This window comes from Croceitalea sp. MTPC5, assembly GCF_036985505.1.
In the GTDB taxonomy this organism is placed as follows: domain Bacteria; phylum Bacteroidota; class Bacteroidia; order Flavobacteriales; family Flavobacteriaceae; genus Croceitalea.
Genome location: NZ_BTGQ01000004.1, coordinates 447391 through 468040 on the forward strand (window position 1 = coordinate 447391; position 20650 = coordinate 468040).

The window sequence follows — 20650 nt, forward strand, 5'->3', positions numbered from 1 at the left end:
AATTAAAATCTGAAGTGTGAGAATGCTTTGTTCGCTTCGGCCATCTTGTGGGTATCCACCCGCTTTTTGACCGCCGCGCCTTCTTCTTTTGCAGCAGCCAAGACCTCTGCAGCCAGTTTTTGTGCCATTGATTTCTCATTACGCTTTCTTGCATAAAGAATCAACCACTTCATCGCTGTTGAAATCTTCCTATCTGGGCGTATCTGCATTGGTATTTGAAATGTAGCACCACCTACCCTCCTACTACGCACTTCAACATGGGGCATTACATTTGATAAAGCATCTTTCCAAAGCTCTAATGCAGTTTTCTCTTCATCGGTGTTTTTTTCCGCTACGATATCAATAGCGTCATAAAATACCTTGAAAGCAACGGACTTTTTACCGTCCCACATCATCATATTCACAAATCGTGTCACCAATTGGTCACCAAATCTTGGATCTGGCAACAATGGTCTTTTCTTTGCCTGTCTTTTTCTCATCGTTTCTTACTAAAGTCTTTTAAATTACTTTTTTGGTCTTTTCGCACCATACTTAGACCTACGTTGCGTTCTACCCGCAACACCTGCGGTATCCAATGCTCCACGAACGATGTGGTATCTAACTCCCGGTAAATCTTTTACCCTTCCACCTCTTACCAATACTATCGAGTGCTCTTGGAGGTTATGCCCTTCTCCAGGAATGTATGCATTTACCTCTTTACCATTAGTCAACCTAACCCTAGCAACTTTTCGCATCGCTGAATTTGGTTTTTTAGGTGTAGTAGTGTAAACACGCGTACAAACTCCCCTTCGTTGTGGGCAAGAATCCAAAGCGGCCGATTTACTCTTCTTGGTAATTGTGACCCTTCCTTTTCTTACTAATTGTGAAATTGTTGGCATTAATAATTTGTATTAAATAAAATAACCCCATTTTTTGGGGCTGCAAATGTAGTGATATTTCTTAATTATTCAAATGGTTAGGTATTTATTTTAGAAAAACTTCCTAGCATTCCAACAGCCCTTCACACGAATCATCAATACGATGGACTATCATCTTAAAAACATTGATTTCACATAGCAATTCTTTAAAAATCTTTACTGTCTTATCACCCACTACAAAAAAAAAAAAAAAAAAAAGACCATACCTTATATTACTGCAATCCTAAAAATAAAGCAGAACAAAACTTTAGGCATCCATTCCCAATCCGACCTGGGGAATCCGGTTTCAATAAACCCAAAAAGCAAATCCATTTAAATCAATCATTCAATCACAAATACAAAACGAAATACCATCTAAAAGAAAGGACAACAAGAAATATCGTTTTTCACAGAACCCATACCCAAACAATATAGAAAACATAACTCTTCGTTACAGCAATCCTTACGATACGGAAAGACATGAGCTTTGGACATACCACTAAAAGAAAGGGACCTGCCTGCGCCCAACATTCACAAAACTAGGGGTACGGTTTCAAAAGAAGCTCTTTTAACACTGGACAAATCAATTGGCAAGAACACAATTAAAAATAACAATAACACCCTCATTTTAACTAATACCCATTCAATGGCTCAACCACCATGAAATAAAAATAAATTTTATGCAATTTTTTAACAAAAATTCTTTCGATAATCGTGTTTAATGCAAATTAGTTAACACAATTTGCAAGAAGGTTAATATTTGACAAGAGTGTGAAATTTTAGTGAAATTAGTTTGGATTATTAACATGAAATTATGATTTTAGCGGCTAGCTAATTCAAATAATTTAAAAATGAGAACAAAACTAAATGGAATCTTAACGCTTTTGTTGGCGTTTGTCGTGCACTTGACTTTTGCACAAGACAAGACGATTTCAGGTACGGTCACAGATGCAGACGGTCTGCCTTTACCTGGGGTTAACATTGTCGTTGAAGGTACATCCAATGGTACCCAAACAGATTTTGATGGAATTTACTCAATAACAGCGAGCCCAGGCCAGAGCCTATTGTTCACTTATATTGGGCAGAGGGATGTTAGAAGGACTGTTGGTGCGGGTAGTACTATTGATGTACAGATGGAGGAAGATGCACAGGCACTTGAAGAAGTTGTTGTGACGGCGCAAGGTATCAAGCGTGAAAAGAAAGCACTTGGTTACGCTGTTACCTCTGTAGGTTCTGACCAATTGGAAAACAGAACTGAGGGTGATGTTGCAAGGGTACTTTCGGGTAAGGCTGCAGGTGTACAGATCACCGCTGCTGGTGGTGCCTCTGGTTCCGCAACAAACGTTACGGTAAGGGGTTTAAGTTCCTTTTCAGGAAGTAACCAAGCCTTATTTATCGTGGATGGGGTACCTTTCAGTAACGACACAAACAATAGTTTGAATGGTACTGATGGAGCCGGCTTTATTGATGGTGTCACAGGTTCTTCACGTTTCTTGGATTTAGATCCAAACAACATTGCAAGCGTTGAGGTATTAAAAGGTTTGGCCGCGGCTACCTTGTATGGTACTCAGGGTAAAAATGGTGTTATACTTATAACCACCAAGGCTGGGGCTGCAACTAATGGTCCAAAAAAGACCGAGATTACGGTAAACCAATCTTTCTTTACTGTTGAATATGCTTCATTACCTGATTATCAAGATCAATTTGGTAATGGTTTTGACCAATCTTTCGGATGGTTCTTCAGTAACTGGGGACCAAGTTTCGATAGGGATGGTGTCTCTGGATGGGGAAATCAGCCAGCCATTGATGACAATGGTACTCTAGAACACCCTTATTCGTCAACTTCCGTTGCTGCCACAAGGGAAGCCTTCCCTGAATTACAAGGAGCAAGATACGAGTGGAGACCTTATAATTCCGTAGAAAGGTTTTTAAGTCCTGGCTATGCTACCAATACATCTATCAATGTTGCAGGTGCAAGTGATGATGGGAATACAAGTTATAATGTCAATGTTGGTTACTTAAACGACGTTGGCTTTACACCTGGTAACTCCTTGAATAGGGCTAACGTTTCTATTGGTGGTCGTTCAAAACTATCAAACAAATTTACCGTAACCGGTACTATGAACTATGCTCGTACGGATTACAGAACACCACCTATTGCCTCAAGTAGGGGTAACGGGACGGATGGTCTTTCTGTATATGGTAATATTCTCTTTACTCCTCGAAGTGTGGATTTGATTGGTTTACCATTTGAAAATCCTATCGACGGTTCTAGTGTTTACTACAGGGATGGTAACGATATCATCAACCCACGTTGGACTGCACAAAACGTTACGAATCGTCAGTTGACCAACCGTTTCTATTGGAATGCCCAGTTGGCGTATCAGTTAAATGATAATATCAGCTTGAATTGGAGAACTGGTCTTGATTTCTACAATGAACGTAACATTCAAAGTTCAAACAAAGGCGGTGTTAACTTTACCCAAGCAATTTTTGGTTTCTTGAATACTTTTGATAACAACAATACTATTTGGGAGCATTTCTTCTCAGTAAATGGTAATTACGATTTATCAGAAAAATTAGGAGCTTCCTTTACTTTAGGTGCGACATCAAGACAAGATAGTTTTGACCAACAAGGTGTTGCGAGTACCGGACAGATTGTTTTTGGTATCAAAAGACACTTTAACTATGAAAACCAATTGCCTATTCAGTTTACACAAACAAGAAATATTGTAGGTCTTTTGGGTCAAGCTACTTTTGATTACGATGATATGCTTTTCTTAAACGTTTCAGCAAGAACGGACTGGGTGTCAAACTTGACTACTGAAAACAACAGTCAAACATACCCTGGTGTTAGTTTATCATTCTTGCCTACCAATGCTTTTAGTGGTTTAAAATCTGAAAATGGATTGAACTTCTTAAAGGTTAGGGCTAGTTACGGTACGTCAGCCACTTTCCCAACAGGGTATCCTACGGTAAATGTTGTTGAACAAAACACATTAAGATTTACGGATGAAGTAGGTGGCGGTGGTCCAGTGACTACGAATCAAATTGACAATTTCAGGGCAAATCCAGATTTAAAACCAGAGCTTCTAGAGGAATTGGAATTTGGTTTCGAGGCCAAACTTTGGAAAAACAGGATTTCACTTGATTTCACCTATTTCGATCGTAGAACGAATGATCTTATCGTAACGGAACCATTGGCACCTTCTACTGGATTCACGTTCACACAAAGTAACATTGGACAAATTCAGAATGAGGGAATCGAAATTGATTTAGGTGTTGATTTATTCAAAAGCGAGAACTTTAACTGGAATTCAAGGGTTAATTTCTTCACCAACAATGAAACTGTTACAGAGCAAGAACAAGATTTCATTGCCTATGCAGGTTCTTTAGCCCAAGGTGGTGGCTTGTTTAGAGGTTCAAACGCAGCGATTGAAGGAGAGTCATTGGGGACTATTGTAGGTACTGCCATTGCTCGTGATGAAGCAGGTAACTTCCTAATAAACGATGCCGGTAGCTATGTGGTCGCTGAACAAGACCTTAATGGTGATGTGCCAATCGTGGGTGATGCTATCGCAGATTATACGATGAACTTTATCAATACCCTTAGGTATAAGAATTGGAATTTAGGTTTCCAAATCAATCATACCAAAGGAGGTGATATCCTTTCAAGCACAGTTGCAACACTATTGGGTAGAGGACTTATTGTTGAGACGTTGGATAGGGAGAATACATTTATCTTACCAGGTGTGCGTCAAAGTACAGGTGAAGTAAATAATATTCAATTGAACAACTCTACGTATTACTTTAGCAACCTGCTTTTTGGTCCAACGGAAACTAGAATCTATGATGCTTCTGTCGTTCGTTTGCAAGAGATATCTTTGGGCTATAGCTTCCCATCGAAATTCTTGGACAAAACCCCATTTGGATCATTGACGCTTACAGCTCAAGGTTTCAACCTTTGGTATGATGCTTATAATACTCCTGATGGTGCTAATTTTGATCCTAACGTTGCTGGTGTTGGTATTGGTAACGGTCGTGGGTTTGATTTCATTAACGGACCAAGTTCTAGAAGATACGGAGTCAGTCTAAAAGCTACATTCTAATAAAAATTGTTAATGATATAAAAATTATGAAAAAATTTATTAAATATATTTCAGTTGTCTTTATCGCAGGTGGACTTTTCACCTCCTGTGAAACGACGGAATTGGACAACAGAGTTAGTCCAAACGACCTTGCTGCAGATCAGGCAGATCCTAATCTGTTATTAAATTCCATTCAGTTGGCGTACATGACGAACCAACAAGTTCTAAGTGATAGAGCTGCTGAATTAACTAGAATAGATTACTTTTTTGGAAGGAATTATTTCAACCAATTACCCGGTAACACGCTTAATGGTGTGTGGTCAAGAACATATAGTTCTGGTGGTAATGGCGCTGGAGACCCGGTTTCCATCGGAATTTTGACCAACCTTCAAGGTTTGGAATCCATTGATGCCAATACTGATGTTGACTTTTCCTTCCACATCGGGGTAGCAAAAACCTTATATGCACATTCCTTGTTCCAATTAGCGGATTTTATTGGAAATGCTGCATTTAGTGAAGCAGGAAACCCTGTTGAGTTTCCTGCGCCAAATTTAGATAGCGCGCAAGATGTTTATGCCGCTGCCTTTGTCCTGTTAAATCAGGCAGAATCCTTATTGGCTGCTGAACCAGCTACACAAGGCGCACAAGATTTGTTCTACGCCGGAGATACTGATGCATGGATAAAGGTTATAAACACCATTAGACTTCGTTCTTACTTGAATACAGGTAATATAGCTGCTTTCAATTCGATTATTGCCGGAGGTGATTTTATTTCGGAAAGTGCTGATGATTTTCAGATTACCTATGGTACCAGTGAGCTACAACCAGATAACAGACACCCCGATTATGCTGCTGATTATACTCCTTCTGGAGCGAATATCTACCAGTCAAATTGGTTGATGGAAACAATGTTGAATAACAATGATCCAAGAATACGGTACTACTTTTTCCGCCAAGTGGGCGAAACACCTGGGGCTGATGCGGATCCAAATGAAGAAGAGTTGGCCTGTTCTTTAGTTGTACCACCACAGCACTATCTTGATGGTGGATTCACTTACTGTTCTGTACCCAATGGTTATTGGGGCCGTTCACATGGTAATGATGAAGGAACTCCACCAGACAGTTTTAGAAGGGCTGCTGTAGGGGTTTATCCTGCAGGTGGTAAATTTGATGCTGATTTGTTCAGAAATGGAGCAATCGAAGAGGATGAGGATGGTGATTTTGAATTTGTTCTAGATGGTGACGATGATGGCACGGGCCTTGGGCTAGGTGCTGGCGGTGCTGGTATAGAGCCTATCTTTTTATCTTCGTATGTCGATTTTTGGAGAGCTGATGTTGCTATATCCTCTGGTGATATGGCTGGAGCCGCTGCTTTGTTGCGTTCAGGCTTGGAAAAATCGATTGAAAAAGTTCAATCTTTTGTAGATCCACAGTTTAATTCGGGAGCACTATTGGACGGCACTACTTTTGATGCAACTACAGGTGAAATAATTACAGCTGAATTTGCGTCTTCCTTAGTACCTACAGGTGATGATAATACAGCTTATATCGATGAAATAGTTCAAGAGTTTGAAGATGGGGATATGGATGACAAGTTAAACGTGTATGCTGAACAATATTTTATCACCCTGTTCGGCGGTGCCACTGAGGCTTATAATTTCTATAGAAGAGTAGGATTTCCTACTACGCTTTTACCGAACTGGGAATTGAACCCAGGTCCATTTCCTAGAACCTTCTTATTACCACAGAATGAGGTTATCAACAACCCCAATTTGACGCAAAGAACGGATTTGAATACTCAGGTTTTCTGGGATACCAATCCGGCAAGTCCAACTTTCCCTATTGCTAACTAAAAAATTATCCGTGATGAATAAGAATAATATTAAATATTTTTTGGGAGCGACCTTACTGACAGCAATGCTGTTCACGGGTTGTGATGACGGCGATCAAATCGTTGATCAGATTACGGAGAATGTTCAAAGAGGTGCCGTATTACGTACTGTTGATTTAGTCTCTAACGAACTACCAATTGGAGAAGCGGACGGTAACTTCTCTGTTGATCTAGAAGTACAAGACATCGAAAATGGTACCTTAGTACAAGATGTTGAAGTTTACATCGGCTTTAGGGACAATACTGATGAATTTGGACCAGGTACTGATGTTGACGAAGCTTTAGTTGAGACCATCAGTAGTTCAACATTTACTATTGGTGAATTTGGTTTACCAAGATTCAGTTACACAGTAACACTTCCTGAGCTTTTATCCATTGTGGGAAGGAACGAATCTGACATCACCGGTGGAGACCAATTTACAGTTCGCTTTGAATTGGTATTGGTGGATGGTAGAAGATTTTCTTTTGCAGACAATTCAGGAACACTAACGGGTTCATTCTTTAGTTCTCCCTTCTTGTATACACCAACCGTAGTTTGCCCAATACCAGAAGGTGCATTCACCGGAACTTACACTTCTGTGCAAAATACACCTGGGATTTTTGGAGCTACAGTAAGAGATGCCGAAGCAGAACTAACTGCTACCAGTAATACTGCTCGATCTGCGACTGTAAATTTATATCCACAGTTCAACGGGGGTGCAGGCTTTGATAATAGCTTGGCATTTGATTTGGTTTGTGATCAAATCTCGTTTATACCATTGGATACTGGCTTGGCTTGTGCTGGAGCACCTACAATTACTTATGCTCCTTCATCCACTATAACCATGTATGATCCAGAAGATGATTCCATGTTTACGCTTGTCTTTGATGTAGATGGCGGAACATGTGGTGGTAGTGCAGAAGTATCTGTTACTTTTACGCGTGTAGATTAAGGTTGAAGTATTATAAAAAGGAGGAAAATAAATTTTCCTCCTTTTACATAATTAGACCTAAATCATAATTCAAATAAAATAGTACGACAAATGAAATTTTCATACAAATATTTATCAGCACTGATTATATTCATCTTCATTTTTACTTCTTGCGAAGATAACGATCAGGTAGTTGATGGTATCGTAGATAATGTTGAGCGTGGTGCGATCCTTAGAACTGTTGAGGTAATTTCCAACGAAATTCCAATAGGCAATGATGAATCAAATTTTGCAGTCGATTTAGAAATACAGGATATTGAAAATGGAACCCTCGTGCAGTCGGTTGAAGTTTGGCTTGGCTTTCGAGACAATTCAGTAGCCGAAGGTGGCACTGATTTCAGTACCACTGAAGAAGTTTTATCAGAAACGATTGACACCTCTGATTTCATGATTGGCGAATTTGGTTTGCCCAGGTTCTCTTACATGATTACACTTCCAGAATTGGTTAGTGAACTGCCCATTTCCAATTCTACCGTAGACGGTTCCGATCAGTTCACTATACGTTTTGAATTGGTGCTTGTAGATGGCAGAAGATTTTCATTTGCCGACAACTCCGGTACATTGACAGGTTCGTTCTTCAGTTCTCCTTTTCTGTACACTGCTACAGTGGTTTGCCCACCTAAACCTCCAACACCTGGGGTTTGGACGGTAGAAATGCAAGATTCCTATGGAGATGGATGGCAACCAACGACCGCTAATGGAGGTGGGCCAGGTCTTATCGTTACATTGAGTGACGGTACCGTTTTTGAAATAGGTCTATGTACACCATATGAGGATCCGGGTTATGATTGCTCAGATGGTACCAGTGCAGGCACAGCAACCTTTACGGTTCCTGATGGTCTGGAAGAAGCTGCGGATTTTGCTTTTCAAGGTGACTTTTGGGGTGAAATGTCATTCCAAATTATCACACCAAACGGAAACACGGTAGGGGATTTTCCTGCTAGTACTGATGCTGGTAGTCTTGCGATTGATTTTTGCAAAGATTAATCCATAATATAATCTTAGTAAAAAACCGCCTCTTTAAGAGGCGGTTTTTTTATTACTATGAAGTTCTTAACGGCATAGTATAGTCTTGAATTAATCCAAGATACACTCCTACCATTTAACATATCTTGGCTACTATCCCTTAGGCATAAATCACTAAATTTACTCCCTTGTTAGCTTAATTATGATGCAAATACTACGCAAAGCCAGAACAACATTCCCATTTAAACAGTTTCTAGCTTTTCATTTTATTATACTGGCATTACTTAGTTGTGTCGATAGTTCGAAAACCCCTACTGCCTCATTTAAGGTTCACCCCGAATCGCCCAAGGTTTTTGAGCGAATCACAGCTGACAAAAGTGGATTACGATTCAATAATGCACTCACGGAGAATCTTGAGACCCTAGAAAATTTATTTAACTATGACTATTTTTATAATGGTGCCGGAGTAGGAATAGAGGATTTGAACAATGATGGGTTACAAGACATTTTCTTTTGTGGAAATCAAGTGGACAACAAACTTTTCTTGAATAAAGGTGGAATGTCATTCGAAGATGTTTCAAATGTTGCTGCTATAAATGATGGAAAGACATGGTCAAACGGCGTAACCTTTGTTGATATCAATAACGATAACTGGTCCGACATTTATGTATCCCAAGGTGGGCCAAATTCAAGGCAAAACCGCAAAAACCTGCTCTATATCAATCAAACCGATGGCACATTTGTTGAAAGTGCAGATGAGTATGGTTTAGCTGATATGGGTATTAGCACCCAATCCGTTTTTTTTGATTTTGACCAAGATGGTGATTTAGATTGCTTTGTAATGAATGAAAATGAGCTTTATGGAGTTGACCCCATCAGTCTTTATAAACTAATTGATGAAAAACCAGAAAACAACTATTTCAATAGCTCTCATTTATACGAAAATCAAAACGGCAAATTTGTTGATGTTACCCAAAAAAGCGGTCTTCAGCGCCCTATTTTTGGCCTTGGCGTATCGGTTAGTGATATTAACAACGATGGTTTGTTAGACTTATATGTTGCAAGTGATTATTATATCCCAGATGCGCTTTTCATTAACAACGGGGACGGCACCTTTGAGGATAAGATAAAGGAGTATACCCAACAAATCTCTTTTTTCGGAATGGGAATGGATATCGCCGATATCAACAACGACAACTTACAAGACATTTTTGTGTTGGATATGGCCGCTAACGATCATGTGAGATCAAAAACATTAATGGCTTCAATGAATACCAAAAGATTTGACTATTTGGTAAATCAAGCTGGTTACCATCACCAATACATGTATAATTCCTTACAAATAAATCAGGGCAAAAACGCTTTCACCAATATTGCCCAAGCTACGCAAATGGCAAATACGGACTGGAGTTGGTCCGTACTATTATCAGATTTTGATCATGATGAAGATAAAGACGTTTACATCACCAACGGTTATAGAAGATACGCTTTAGACAACGATTTACAACGTAGGGTTTTTGAAGCTAAAATGAAATATAAGAATAACGTACCCTTAGCTGTTAAAAAGCGACTATACGAAGAAATGCCCTCTGAAAAATTACCGAACATTTTATATGAGAACAATGGGGGGCTTCAATTTAAAGAGGCTGCGGAAAAATGGGGGCTATCAGATTTCTCTTTTAGTAATGGTGCGTCAATTGGTGATTTGGATAATGATGGAGACTTGGATATCGTCACCAATAACCTTGATGAGAACTGCTTTCTATATCAAAATAATACCATTGAGAACAATGGCGGCAATTACTTGAATGTAAAGGCCATCGGCTCGTTGTCAGAATCATTTCCCAAAATAAGGATCAATTACAATAAGAAGTCTCAATTCATTGAATTTAGAAGGGTGAGGGGGTATCGTTCTTCACACCAAAACATAGCACATTTTGGTGTTGGGCACGAGAAAACCATAGATACAGTTCAGGTTTTATGGCCTAGTGGAAAACTAGAGGAAAAATATGATGTAAGCAGTAATTCGGTTTTGACCTTCAATGAGGCGGATGCAGTTTTGGCCCCTCCGTTAGACATTAAAAGTGATGGCTTGTTCCAGACCAAATCCGCGGAGGAAATCGGGATAACATTTGAACATCGTGAAAATACCTACGACGATTTTGACAAAGAAATCCTATTACCTTACAAACAGTCAAACTTAGGGCCTTTCATGGCAAGTGCAGATTTAAATGGTGATGGTTTAACGGATGTCTTTATCGGAGCGGCATCTGGTCAAGCAGGAAAAATCTATCTTCAACAGGGTTCTGGAAATTTCGTTGAAAAGATATCTGACGATATCAAAAAGGACAAGACCCATGAGGATATGGAATCAGTATTTTTCGATTTTGATAACGATGGTGATTTAGATCTTTATGTGGTAAGTGGCGGCAATGAATTCCTTCCATATTCTTCATACTATGCAGACCGACTGTATCTAAATGATGGAGCTGCCAATTTCATCAAATTTGAAAGTAAGGCACTTACAACAAACCCGAAAAGTGGAAAGGCAGTAGTCGCTATTGATTATGATAAAGACGGTGATAAAGATTTAATAATAGGCAATAGAATCGAACCTCAGAACTATCCCATTCCCGTATCTTCAACGGTCTACGAAAATAAAAATGGAATGTTGACCGATGTCACTTCAAAAGTAGCACCCTATCTGTTCAATTTCGGAATCATAAACGATTTGATAGCCACTGATTTCGATAATGACGGTTGGGAAGATTTTATTGCAGTTGGTGAATGGACGGGTATCGGACTTTTTAAAAACAATCAGGGTATATTCTCCAATATTTCAAAAAGTGACGAGAGTCTTTCTGAACAAGGCTGGTGGTTCTCCGTCAACGAGACTGATATAAACAATGACGGCCTAACGGATTATATCGTTGGAAATGTTGGCCTCAATTTAAAGTTCAAGGCAAGTAAGAAAAAACCGTTCAAAATATTTGCAAACGATTTTGACGACAATGGCACTACCGATATTGTTTTGAGTAAAAAATATAATGGTGAATACGTGCCGGTGAGGGGTAGGGAATGTTCTTCTCAACAAATGCCGTTTATTCAACAAAAATTTGAGTCTTATTCAGAGTTCGCGAATGCAAAATTGGTTGATATCTATGGTGAGAAACTCGATATGGGCTATGAAGATGAAGTAACTGAATTTCAATCCATACTATTGATTAACCTAGGTGATGGAAAATTTGAAAAACAGTACCTGCCTATCGAAGCGCAATTGTTTCCCTTATTAACCTCTTCTTGTCTTGATTTGAACGATGATGGCTATGAAGACATTATCATCGGAGGCAATATTTATGAAACCGAAGTGGAAACCCCTCGATTGGACGCCATATCGGGATTGGTGCTCCTATCAAACCAAAAAGATGGATATAATCCGCTATCTTTTTCAAAATCAAGTATTTATTTAAAAGGGAATATAAAGGATATCGAAGTTATCAACACAGGGGGAAAAAACCTTTTGTTGGCCACTCAAAATAATGGCCCCATTCTCGTACACGAAATGGTAAACTAATTTTCACGGCACATGATTATGCAAAGTAAACTGGCATTTAGCGTATTGACCTTAATTCTAGCAATTTTCATGGTAGTATCATGTGACTCTGCGGATGATGCCCTAACAAGCGCGGAAGGTGAACAAGTGGACGAACCCGAGAATCCCATAGAAACAGAAGACCCTGTTGAGAATATAGAAGGTTTAGAGGTATTAAACGCCAGTTTGGTTTTTGACGGATATATTTTGGTCAATGACGCGGCGTCAAATCGTGTTTATCTCATGGATAAAGGTGCAAACATCATTTTTGAATGGGATTTGAAAGGAAAAAGACTTGGTAATGATGCATATCTTTTATCAGATGGGAGACTTTTGGCCATGTTGGAAACAGAAAACCCCTTTATAGAGTTCGGGGGTTTTGGAGGTGTAATCGCCCTCATTAATAAGGAAAGTGAGGTAGAATGGAGCTTTGAATATTCAAATGAAGACCATATCGCGCATCATGATGCGGTAATGATGCCAAATGGAAACATATTGTTCTTATCATGGGAGAAAAAATCATTGGATGAAGCCAATGCTGCCGGTTATGCCTTAAATACCGAGGTAATCTATGATGCTATACTCGAAATAAATCCAAATACCAATCAGATTGTCTGGCAATGGCATATGTGGGACCATATTATTCAAGATTTTGACAATAGTAAGGATAACTTTGCTACCATAGCAGAAAACCCAAGATCGATAGACGTAAACTATGTTGTTGAGCCAGATGCCGAAGGGGATATTAGTCATGCAAACGGTATTGACTATGATGAGGAAAACGACCTTATTTATTTGAGTGTTAATTTTTATAACGAAATATGGGTTATCGATCACAGCACTACTATTGAAGAAGCTGCTTCAAGTAGTGGTGGAAATTTTGGATTTGGAGGGGATTTGGTCTATCGATTCGGTAATCCCGATGCCTATGACAATCCTTTTGGTGAAATACGTTTTGACAGAAACCATCATCCCAACCTGCTGAAGGGGGAGAACAAAGGGAATATCCTCGTATTTGCCAACGGCCTTTCAAAGCAACAATCAACCGCCTATGAGCTTGAACTACCTTCTACCCTATCACTAAGACCGAATGAGGATAATGAACCTATTACCGCTTGGAGTTTTACACAATCTAATTTGTTTTTCGGAAAAGTATCGGGTGTTGCATTATTGCCGAATGGCAACCGCCTGATAACAGAAGGTGATTTTGGTTTTTGGGAAGTAACCGAAGCTGGTGAAGTAGTATGGCGCTATGAAACCCCGGGCTTTTTTTGGAGGGGATATCATTTTGATAAGAATGACCCCGCCATACAGCATTTAGAGCAATAAAGTACATCGATTTTTATGAAACTTTTATCACAAATACCTTAACAAAAGATAAACATTTTTTTAGCTTTGCGATATCTTAAAAACGTGAAATGAAAAATCTACTCTTTATTACATTAGCTGTAGCCGGAGCAACTTTCTTAAATGCCCAAACCACTGGTCAAATTGCCAACTATGGTGCTGCTGGAAGTGCTGGATTCGAAGCAAACGGTCAATTGAATGCCGTATTAGGCCCAATTCAAGAGGCAAGACAAAAATTATCATTCTCAACAGAAGAATTTCAAGGGTCGCCTTACACTACCGATACTTTTTTACCAACAAAATTGTACTATGGCGACGAAAACCTTGGTGACTTGTTCTACCGCTACAATGCCTATAATGAGGAAATTGAAATTAAGCAGACGAATTTAGAAACAGAGGGTATCAGGGCATTGGGCAGAGATAAAAAGATAGCCATTGTAGTCAATGGTAAACCTATGGCTTTTGAGACATTCATTGATAAAAGGGGGAAAACCCAAAATGGATATTTGACCCAACTTGTGGACGGAAAATATTCTTTCTATAAGAGAACCGATGTAAAATATACGGAAGGTCAGAAGGCCCAGAACTCATTCGTTCAGGCTATTCCTGCACGTTTTTCACAATTCACGGAGTACTATTTGGAAATTGATGGGGCCAATAGAATAGATGAGCTTGAATTGAGCAATCGTAAATTCATAAAACTTTTACCAAATGACAAAAAGGAAGCAACAAAAGCTTTCTTAAAAGAGAATAAAATAAAAATCAATGACGAGGCAAGTGTTCTAAAAGTTTTGGAATTTTTGAACCAAGACTGATATTTGCATTTCATCCTGTATACAAAAAGGTGGCTATCAAGAGATAGCCACCTTTTTTTGTTTACCCAATTTTAGTGGAAATCCTAATCCCTGTATCAATATTTTTATTAACTTACTAAGTAATTTAAAATCAGAGAGATGAAAAAGTTAATAAGTTTATTTTCAATTCTATCCTGCTTCAGCGTTATAATCGCGCAAACAACAGGACAAGTGCCAAGTTATACCGTTAATGCAGATGGTGGCGTATCCGATTCCTTTTATAAATATGCTACAGGATCAATCGATGGGATTATGACAAAACAACCTACGACTGATAATCAGATTGATGGCTCACCTTACACTTCAAATGATTTCGATTATACTTCCATACACTATGGTGATGAAATGGCCGGAAAACTGTACTATCGTTACAATGCTTATAATGAAGAGATTGAAATCAAACAACAAAATCTAGAAGGTGAACCTATAAGGGCACTAGGTCGCGATAAAAAAATAAAGCTTATGGTTGATGGCAAACCCATGAGTTTCAAGACATTCATTGATAAAAATGGGAATACTAAAAATGGTTACCTTACGTTACTGAAAGATGGTAAGTTTAAACTCTATAAGCGAACCAATGTAACATTTAAAGAGGCCAAAAAAGCCCCGAATTCCCTTGTGAAAGCTACGCCGGCACGTTTTACACAGTTTACGGAATATTATATTGAAACAGAAGGGGCCAACCGAATAGACCATGTCGAATTAAGCACGAAAAAATTGATGAAATTGGTCGGAAACGAAAAACAAGATGCCCTTAAAAAATTCATGAAAGAAAATAAAATCAAACTAAAGGATGAAAACGGAATCAATAAGGTAATTGATTTTTTAAATAGTTAAGACCAGAAGCAATATCAGTCTTAGTCGTACAACATTTTATTCTTCCATTTTAAAAAATGCGCTCTTAAAAGAGCGCATTTTTTATGGCCCCCTTTACAATTGTAAACCCCAAGGTTTAGTTAACTTTACCAACTATATGAAGAATGCACAACTTATCTACGGCATACGTGCTATAATAGAAGCAATTGAGGCCAATAAACCCATTAACAAGCTTTTTATTCAGCGAGGACTCAAAGGCGGGTTATTTCAAGAACTTGAACACAAGCTTCGAAAAAACGGGATTGGTTTCTCTTACGTTCCCGTCGAAAAACTAAATCGATTGACCCGAAATAACCATCAAGGGGCAATTGCCCAAATATCACCAGTGGCATTTCATGATTTCGAAGTTCTCGTAGAAACCATTTTAAAGGGGGATACCACTCCCTTATTTTTGCTCTTAGATCAAATTACGGATGTACGTAATTTTGGAGCGATTATCAGAACTGCTGAATGTACGGGCGTCAATGGTATAATTATACCTAAAAGTGGCTCTGCGCCAATTACGGATGATACTATAAAAACTTCGGCGGGTGCCGCCTTTAAAGTGCCCATTGCCAAAGTGAACCATTTAAAAGATGCCATTTTCTACCTACAGCAATCTGGAATACAGGTTCTGGCCGCAACAGAGAAGGCCGCAAAACCAGTTTACGGAACAGATCTCACTTTGCCATCTGCAATATTAATGGGTTCAGAGGACAAGGGTATCTCTACTTCCATTTTAAATAGTACTGATATACAGGCCAAACTGCCCCAACTAGGTACTATTGGCTCCTTAAATGTATCGGTCGCCTGTGGCGTTTTTCTTTATGAAGCCGTACGACAGCGTACGACCTAGTCTTCCTTATCACTTTTTTTATAGTCATAAATTATTTGAATCCCTTCTTTATCGGCCTCTTCAGGACGTTCAATAAAGTTGCCATCCTCATCAAAGTGTTTTAAGAAGGCATCCTCTTCCTCATTAAAATCATCTTTTTCCCATGGGTACTTTTTCACGACAGGTGTTTTTGTTCGAACTACTTTAGCCAATAGCAACCCAACCAAGAATCCTGCTAGATGGCCTTCCCAAGATATCCCATCCTTTATAGGAAATATGTACCACAACATACTACCGTATATGAACACTATGGCTAATGAAAGTGCTATCAACCGGTAATACTTGGTAAATACCCCTTTAAAAAAAATAAAACTGGCCAGAACATATATCAATCCACTGGCACCTATATGATAAGATGGCCTTCCAATAAGCCAAGTTAAAAACCCTGAGAGCAACACCCCCATAACCAAAATCCGTAATGCATTCTTTCTATAGAAATAGCTCAATGACAATGTCAGTACCGCCAACGGAATCGTATTGTTATAAAGGTGCTCTAGCGAGCCATGGATAAATGGACTACATATTACACCCATCAAACCCGATAATCTTCTAGGATAAACGCCGAAATGATTGAGATTGACACCAAATCGCAGTTCGACCCAAAATACGCTCCATATGGAAAGTACTGCCACCAAAGGCACCAACAATAGCGACGGCGAAAATTTAAAATAATTACTTTCGTTCATAAACAACAAGCTACAACTTATTGGCCAAAACTGTAAAAACGGTTAAATTGTCATTTTGTTATTAGCCTATTTTTACGGTATGAATGAACCCTTGGCAGAGAGAATGAGGCCCAAAAGCCTATCAGACTATATTAGTCAAACCCATTTGGTCGGTGAAAAAGGATCGCTCACGCATCAAATAAGTTCTGGTACCATTCCCTCCCTACTATTATGGGGCCCTCCTGGAACCGGTAAGACAACGCTAGCCAATATTATCGCTACAGAGAGTGATCGCCCGTTTTATACATTGAGCGCCATTAGTAGCGGAGTAAAAGAAGTACGCGAGGTTATTGACAAGGCAAAACAACGCGGAGGACTTTTTACCACAAGAAATCCCATCTTATTTATTGATGAAATACATCGATTTAGTAAATCGCAACAAGATTCTTTATTGGGTGCCGTTGAAAAGGGATGGGTCACTTTGATTGGAGCAACTACTGAAAACCCAAGTTTTGAAGTTATTCCGGCCTTACTTTCACGCTGTCAGGTCTATATTTTAAATCACTTTTCAAAACAGGATCTAGAAGTTTTGCTGAAAAGGGCAATAAAAAATGACCCTGAACTCAAAACAAGAAACATTGACCTTCAAGAAACCGAAGCCTTAATACGTCTATCGGGTGGTGATGCAAGAAAATTGTTGAATATTTTTGAGTTGGTCGTAAATTCAGAAAAAGGTAGTTCGATTTCCATAACCAACGATCTTGTTCTTCAAAAAGTCCAAAAAAATACCGTTCTCTATGACAAAACAGGGGAACAGCATTATGATATCGTCTCGGCATTCATAAAATCCATTAGAGGCAGTGACCCCAACGCGGCGGTTTATTGGCTGGCGCGAATGATAGAGGGTGGTGAAGACGTAAAGTTCATTGCTAGAAGAATGTTGATTCTGGCTTCTGAGGATATTGGTAATGCCAACCCGACGGCATTGGTTTTAGCCAACTCCACTTTTCAAGCCGTTACTACTATTGGATATCCCGAAGCTAGGATTATTCTAAGTCAATGTGCCATATACTTAGCCAGTTCGGCAAAAAGCAACGCTAGCTACATGGCCATCAATAAAGCGCAGCAAAAGGTTAAGGAAACGGGGGATCTTCCGGTTCCCTTACCCATCAGAAACGCCCCTACCAAATTGATGAAAGATCTGGGTTATGGCGATGGCTATGGATATGCACATGACTACGAAAACAATTTTGTGGAACACGAATTCTTACCGGAAGAAATTAGCGGCACGAATTTTTATAACCCAGGAAATAATTCCAAGGAAAATTCCATAAAAGACTTTCTGAACAAAAGATGGAAGGGTAAATATGAATTCTAAAATTTAATGTCCAGTTCTTTTACTTGTTTGTTTCCAGATGTAGTAGACTCTAAATACCATTTGCCGTCTTTTAAATAGATCATTCCGTTTATTTCAGAATCATTGACCAAGTACACATTGTCAATGGTCGTCTTTACCATTTTCAACTTTACCTTAGATGATTCATCCACAAGTTGAAAACCATTTTCTATGGGTTGTGCTTTAAAAGTCTCCGTCAGGTTTTCGGTATTAGGCCTTAAGTCTGTTTTAATAGGTGTTTTCTCAGGTTTATTGTTATCCACCTGCAATGATTTCACATCATTTTCAAAACTTATGGTAAGTGCTTTTTCTTCTTTAGTTTCTTCCTTTTCTTTGGTTTCGTTGGCTTCTTTAGGTTGGTATGCATAATTCAAGCCCTTGTACGACTCAAATGCTTCAGTAATGGTTTCCCTGTACGCCTTTTTGTACTCTTTTTCCTTACTTTTACCCTGAACCGAGTTAAAAACCGTATTACCCTCGCAATCATTCAGTGACAAGGTAAATCTTGTTACGAACAATGCGGATTCGTCATTGATGCCAACAGTAAGGCCTAAACACCGATCCCTTATGCCATCTTCTGGTATGGCATCATCATAAACAACAGTAAAGCCTTCATTGGCGAAAAGATGTTTTATGAGCACACTGGTCTGATACTCATTTGCGGTTCTAAAAACATCGAATCTTTTAGGTACGATAATGTACTTATAGTCATTTAATTGGGCATTGGTGGCAAGGGCATAGCTAAAAACTAAAAATGCCAATACTAAATTTCGTCTCATACCTTGGATTAATCAATTATCGTTCCAAGATATAATATTAAATCCGAACTGTAAAGACGCATAATTGCTTGCGGGTATGTTTTGATAGGACAACAAATTATCTGCCATTATATAGAAATTGACAGGTCCGGTTTGCAAATTCAATCCGAGACCTACATTCGTAAAACTGTATTTATCGGCGGTATATGTTGTTTTCAAAGCAAGCGATCTGCCGAATCGTGTTTGATAAAAAGCCGTTACGGCCGCTTGCGGGCCACGGGGGCGATGTATCATGAAAAGATGTCCCCCAACGGCATTTTTATAATCAAAATCCTCACTTTTTACACTTGGTCTCGTAGTACAATCACAATCTTTACCCAGCGCTCTGTAACTACCAAAATTATAACGGAAGGAGGCATTCAGTTTCGTGGGTCTCAAAGAAAAAAATGAATTATCGTCTGTAGTAAATGGAACCTGTCTTTCAATGTCATCTACTAAATCTTGCCAAATATCAGTATTTAGGTCGTTTAAATCATCGGGCAAAACTATTTCAATCCCTTCATTTGTGGCTGCACCACTTAACCTATAGTTTTTCACATCGTTTGTATGATAAATGAAGCCAACATCAATAATACTGGCAGTTATATAAGAGTTTTTACCAACATTATAAGTAAACCCAAAATCAAGACCGAGCCCTAAATTACCCCCAAGTAAAGACCTGCCTAAAAGCCATTTTGGCAATTCAATACTCTGGGCAACGTCATCATCCAATAGAATATCAAATAAACTCTCGACGCCAGAGGTACGCATTGTTACATCTGCTACGACCGTGTTTCTCAGAATATTGTTTTCCCCTTGTGTAGTTACAAAATAACCATCGTTGTTGACCGACTTAAATTCAAAAACACTGGAGTACAGTTTGGCCCTTGCACCGACTATCCACTTTTTATTAAGTTTACGATTAATACCAAAATGAAAAACATTTACGGCTTCACCTTGGGTTGAAAAATGGTTCAGGTCGAACCTTCTATTGAGATTGTTCGCATTTCCCTCAAAAGCAAGTATGGCTAAATCCCTTGGCCAGTATTGTGCGATAAAACCTTCGCCGTAAACCCCAAAAGAATAGTAATCACTGGGTCTATTGGCATTTCTAAATCCGACGGAAAATACCTCTATTTGACCACTACCCCCAAAAACATCCCGTTTGGTCAGACCGTTTATTACCCGCTCCCTGAACTTTGTCGTAAAGTCAATTCCATCATTGGCAAAAATATCATTCACACTGATACCACTACTTCCCGCTTGTATCGAGGTACCTGATAACAAGGGTAGGCCCACATGCCATTTATAGGGTGTTTTTACCCCAGGGTTGAGCATTAAAGATTGGGGAATCTCATAAAAATCATATAACAATTGTTTGTTTTGGGCATGCGAAGCATACATTCCCAAAAGAACGCTCAAAAAAATCAACCTAAC

15 protein-coding genes are annotated in these 20650 nt (G+C 39.0%); 10 read left to right on the forward strand and 5 right to left on the reverse strand.

Annotated features, from left to right (window positions below; translation table 11 throughout):
- Positions 1-2: 2 nt before the first annotated feature.
- Positions 3-479, reverse strand: a complete 477-nt coding sequence (gene rpsG, locus AACM45_RS14800) for a 30S ribosomal protein S7 (protein ID WP_339143662.1) — start codon at positions 477-479, stop codon at positions 3-5.
- A 24-nt stretch (positions 480-503) separates the two neighbouring features.
- On the reverse strand, positions 504-878 hold the full coding sequence (gene rpsL, locus AACM45_RS14805) for a 30S ribosomal protein S12 (RefSeq protein WP_031445118.1): 375 nt from the start codon (positions 876-878) through the stop codon (positions 504-506).
- Between the two features lie 869 nt (positions 879-1747).
- Here rpsL and AACM45_RS14810 point away from each other — a divergent pair.
- The 9 genes from AACM45_RS14810 (at position 1748) to rlmB (ending at position 16316) form a co-directional block, all read left to right on the forward strand.
- Positions 1748-5005: a SusC/RagA family TonB-linked outer membrane protein gene (locus AACM45_RS14810; protein WP_339143665.1), complete on the forward strand. Its 3258-nt coding sequence runs from the start codon at positions 1748-1750 to the stop codon at positions 5003-5005.
- Positions 5006-5031: 26 nt separating this feature from the next.
- Positions 5032-6837 (forward strand): SusD/RagB family nutrient-binding outer membrane lipoprotein, encoded by a 1806-nt coding sequence (locus AACM45_RS14815; RefSeq protein ID WP_339143666.1) that lies wholly within the window; start codon positions 5032-5034, stop codon positions 6835-6837.
- Between the two features lie 13 nt (positions 6838-6850).
- Entirely contained in the window at positions 6851-7807 is a 957-nt protein-coding gene (locus AACM45_RS14820) for a hypothetical protein (RefSeq protein WP_339143667.1), read from the forward strand.
- Between the two features lie 90 nt (positions 7808-7897).
- On the forward strand, positions 7898-8833 hold the full coding sequence (locus AACM45_RS14825; RefSeq protein ID WP_339143668.1) for a hypothetical protein: 936 nt from the start codon (positions 7898-7900) through the stop codon (positions 8831-8833).
- Between the two features lie 181 nt (positions 8834-9014).
- Positions 9015-12386 (forward strand): VCBS repeat-containing protein, encoded by a 3372-nt coding sequence (locus AACM45_RS14830; RefSeq protein ID WP_339143670.1) that lies wholly within the window; start codon positions 9015-9017, stop codon positions 12384-12386.
- Between the two features lie 18 nt (positions 12387-12404).
- Positions 12405-13733 (forward strand): arylsulfotransferase family protein, encoded by a 1329-nt coding sequence (locus tag AACM45_RS14835; RefSeq protein ID WP_339143672.1) that lies wholly within the window; start codon positions 12405-12407, stop codon positions 13731-13733.
- Positions 13734-13822: 89 nt separating this feature from the next.
- A complete protein-coding gene (locus AACM45_RS14840; RefSeq protein WP_339143674.1) occupies positions 13823-14566 on the forward strand; it encodes a hypothetical protein in 744 nt (247 codons plus the stop codon).
- Between the two features lie 138 nt (positions 14567-14704).
- A complete protein-coding gene (locus tag AACM45_RS14845) occupies positions 14705-15442 on the forward strand; it encodes a hypothetical protein (protein WP_339143676.1) in 738 nt (245 codons plus the stop codon).
- 136 nt (positions 15443-15578) lie between these two features.
- Positions 15579-16316 carry a 23S rRNA (guanosine(2251)-2'-O)-methyltransferase RlmB gene (gene rlmB / locus AACM45_RS14850; protein ID WP_339143677.1) on the forward strand — a complete coding sequence of 246 codons (738 nt, stop codon included), beginning with the start codon at positions 15579-15581 and terminating at the stop codon, positions 16314-16316.
- Here rlmB and AACM45_RS14855 read toward each other — a convergent pair.
- Positions 16313-17041: a rhomboid family intramembrane serine protease gene (locus AACM45_RS14855; protein ID WP_339143678.1), complete on the reverse strand. Its 729-nt coding sequence runs from the start codon at positions 17039-17041 to the stop codon at positions 16313-16315. The two genes, rlmB and AACM45_RS14855, sit on opposite strands and share 4 nt — an antisense overlap.
- 79 nt (positions 17042-17120) lie before the next feature.
- Between AACM45_RS14855 and AACM45_RS14860 the strand changes: the two genes are divergently transcribed.
- Positions 17121-18398, forward strand: a complete 1278-nt coding sequence (locus tag AACM45_RS14860; protein ID WP_339143778.1) for a replication-associated recombination protein A — start codon at positions 17121-17123, stop codon at positions 18396-18398.
- Here the strand turns inward: AACM45_RS14860 and AACM45_RS14865 are convergent.
- Both AACM45_RS14865 and AACM45_RS14870 read right to left on the reverse strand, forming a co-directional pair.
- Positions 18395-19195 carry a hypothetical protein gene (locus AACM45_RS14865; RefSeq protein WP_339143679.1) on the reverse strand — a complete coding sequence of 267 codons (801 nt, stop codon included), beginning with the start codon at positions 19193-19195 and terminating at the stop codon, positions 18395-18397. The two genes, AACM45_RS14860 and AACM45_RS14865, sit on opposite strands and share 4 nt — an antisense overlap.
- Before the next feature lie 12 nt (positions 19196-19207).
- Positions 19208-20635, reverse strand: coding sequence for a DUF5723 family protein (locus AACM45_RS14870; RefSeq protein ID WP_339143680.1), 1428 nt, complete (start codon positions 20633-20635; stop codon positions 19208-19210).
- Positions 20636-20650 lie beyond the last annotated feature (15 nt).

Coding starts and splice junctions, on each gene's coding strand:
- AACM45_RS14845 (WP_339143676.1), top strand. CDS start 14,705: ATGAAAAAGTTAATAAGTTTATTTTCAATTCTATCCTGCTTCAGCGTT.
- AACM45_RS14865 (WP_339143679.1), bottom strand. CDS start 19,195: ATGAGACGAAATTTAGTATTGGCATTTTTAGTTTTTAGCTATGCCCTT.
- rpsL (WP_031445118.1), bottom strand. CDS start 878: ATGCCAACAATTTCACAATTAGTAAGAAAAGGAAGGGTCACAATTACC.
- AACM45_RS14825 (WP_339143668.1), top strand. CDS start 7,898: ATGAAATTTTCATACAAATATTTATCAGCACTGATTATATTCATCTTC.
- AACM45_RS14810 (WP_339143665.1), top strand. CDS start 1,748: ATGAGAACAAAACTAAATGGAATCTTAACGCTTTTGTTGGCGTTTGTC.
- AACM45_RS14820 (WP_339143667.1), top strand. CDS start 6,851: ATGAATAAGAATAATATTAAATATTTTTTGGGAGCGACCTTACTGACA.
- AACM45_RS14830 (WP_339143670.1), top strand. CDS start 9,015: ATGATGCAAATACTACGCAAAGCCAGAACAACATTCCCATTTAAACAG.
- AACM45_RS14840 (WP_339143674.1), top strand. CDS start 13,823: ATGAAAAATCTACTCTTTATTACATTAGCTGTAGCCGGAGCAACTTTC.
- AACM45_RS14855 (WP_339143678.1), bottom strand. CDS start 17,041: ATGAACGAAAGTAATTATTTTAAATTTTCGCCGTCGCTATTGTTGGTG.
- AACM45_RS14815 (WP_339143666.1), top strand. CDS start 5,032: ATGAAAAAATTTATTAAATATATTTCAGTTGTCTTTATCGCAGGTGGA.
- AACM45_RS14860 (WP_339143778.1), top strand. CDS start 17,121: ATGAATGAACCCTTGGCAGAGAGAATGAGGCCCAAAAGCCTATCAGAC.
- rlmB (WP_339143677.1), top strand. CDS start 15,579: ATGAAGAATGCACAACTTATCTACGGCATACGTGCTATAATAGAAGCA.
- rpsG (WP_339143662.1), bottom strand. CDS start 479: ATGAGAAAAAGACAGGCAAAGAAAAGACCATTGTTGCCAGATCCAAGA.
- AACM45_RS14835 (WP_339143672.1), top strand. CDS start 12,405: ATGCAAAGTAAACTGGCATTTAGCGTATTGACCTTAATTCTAGCAATT.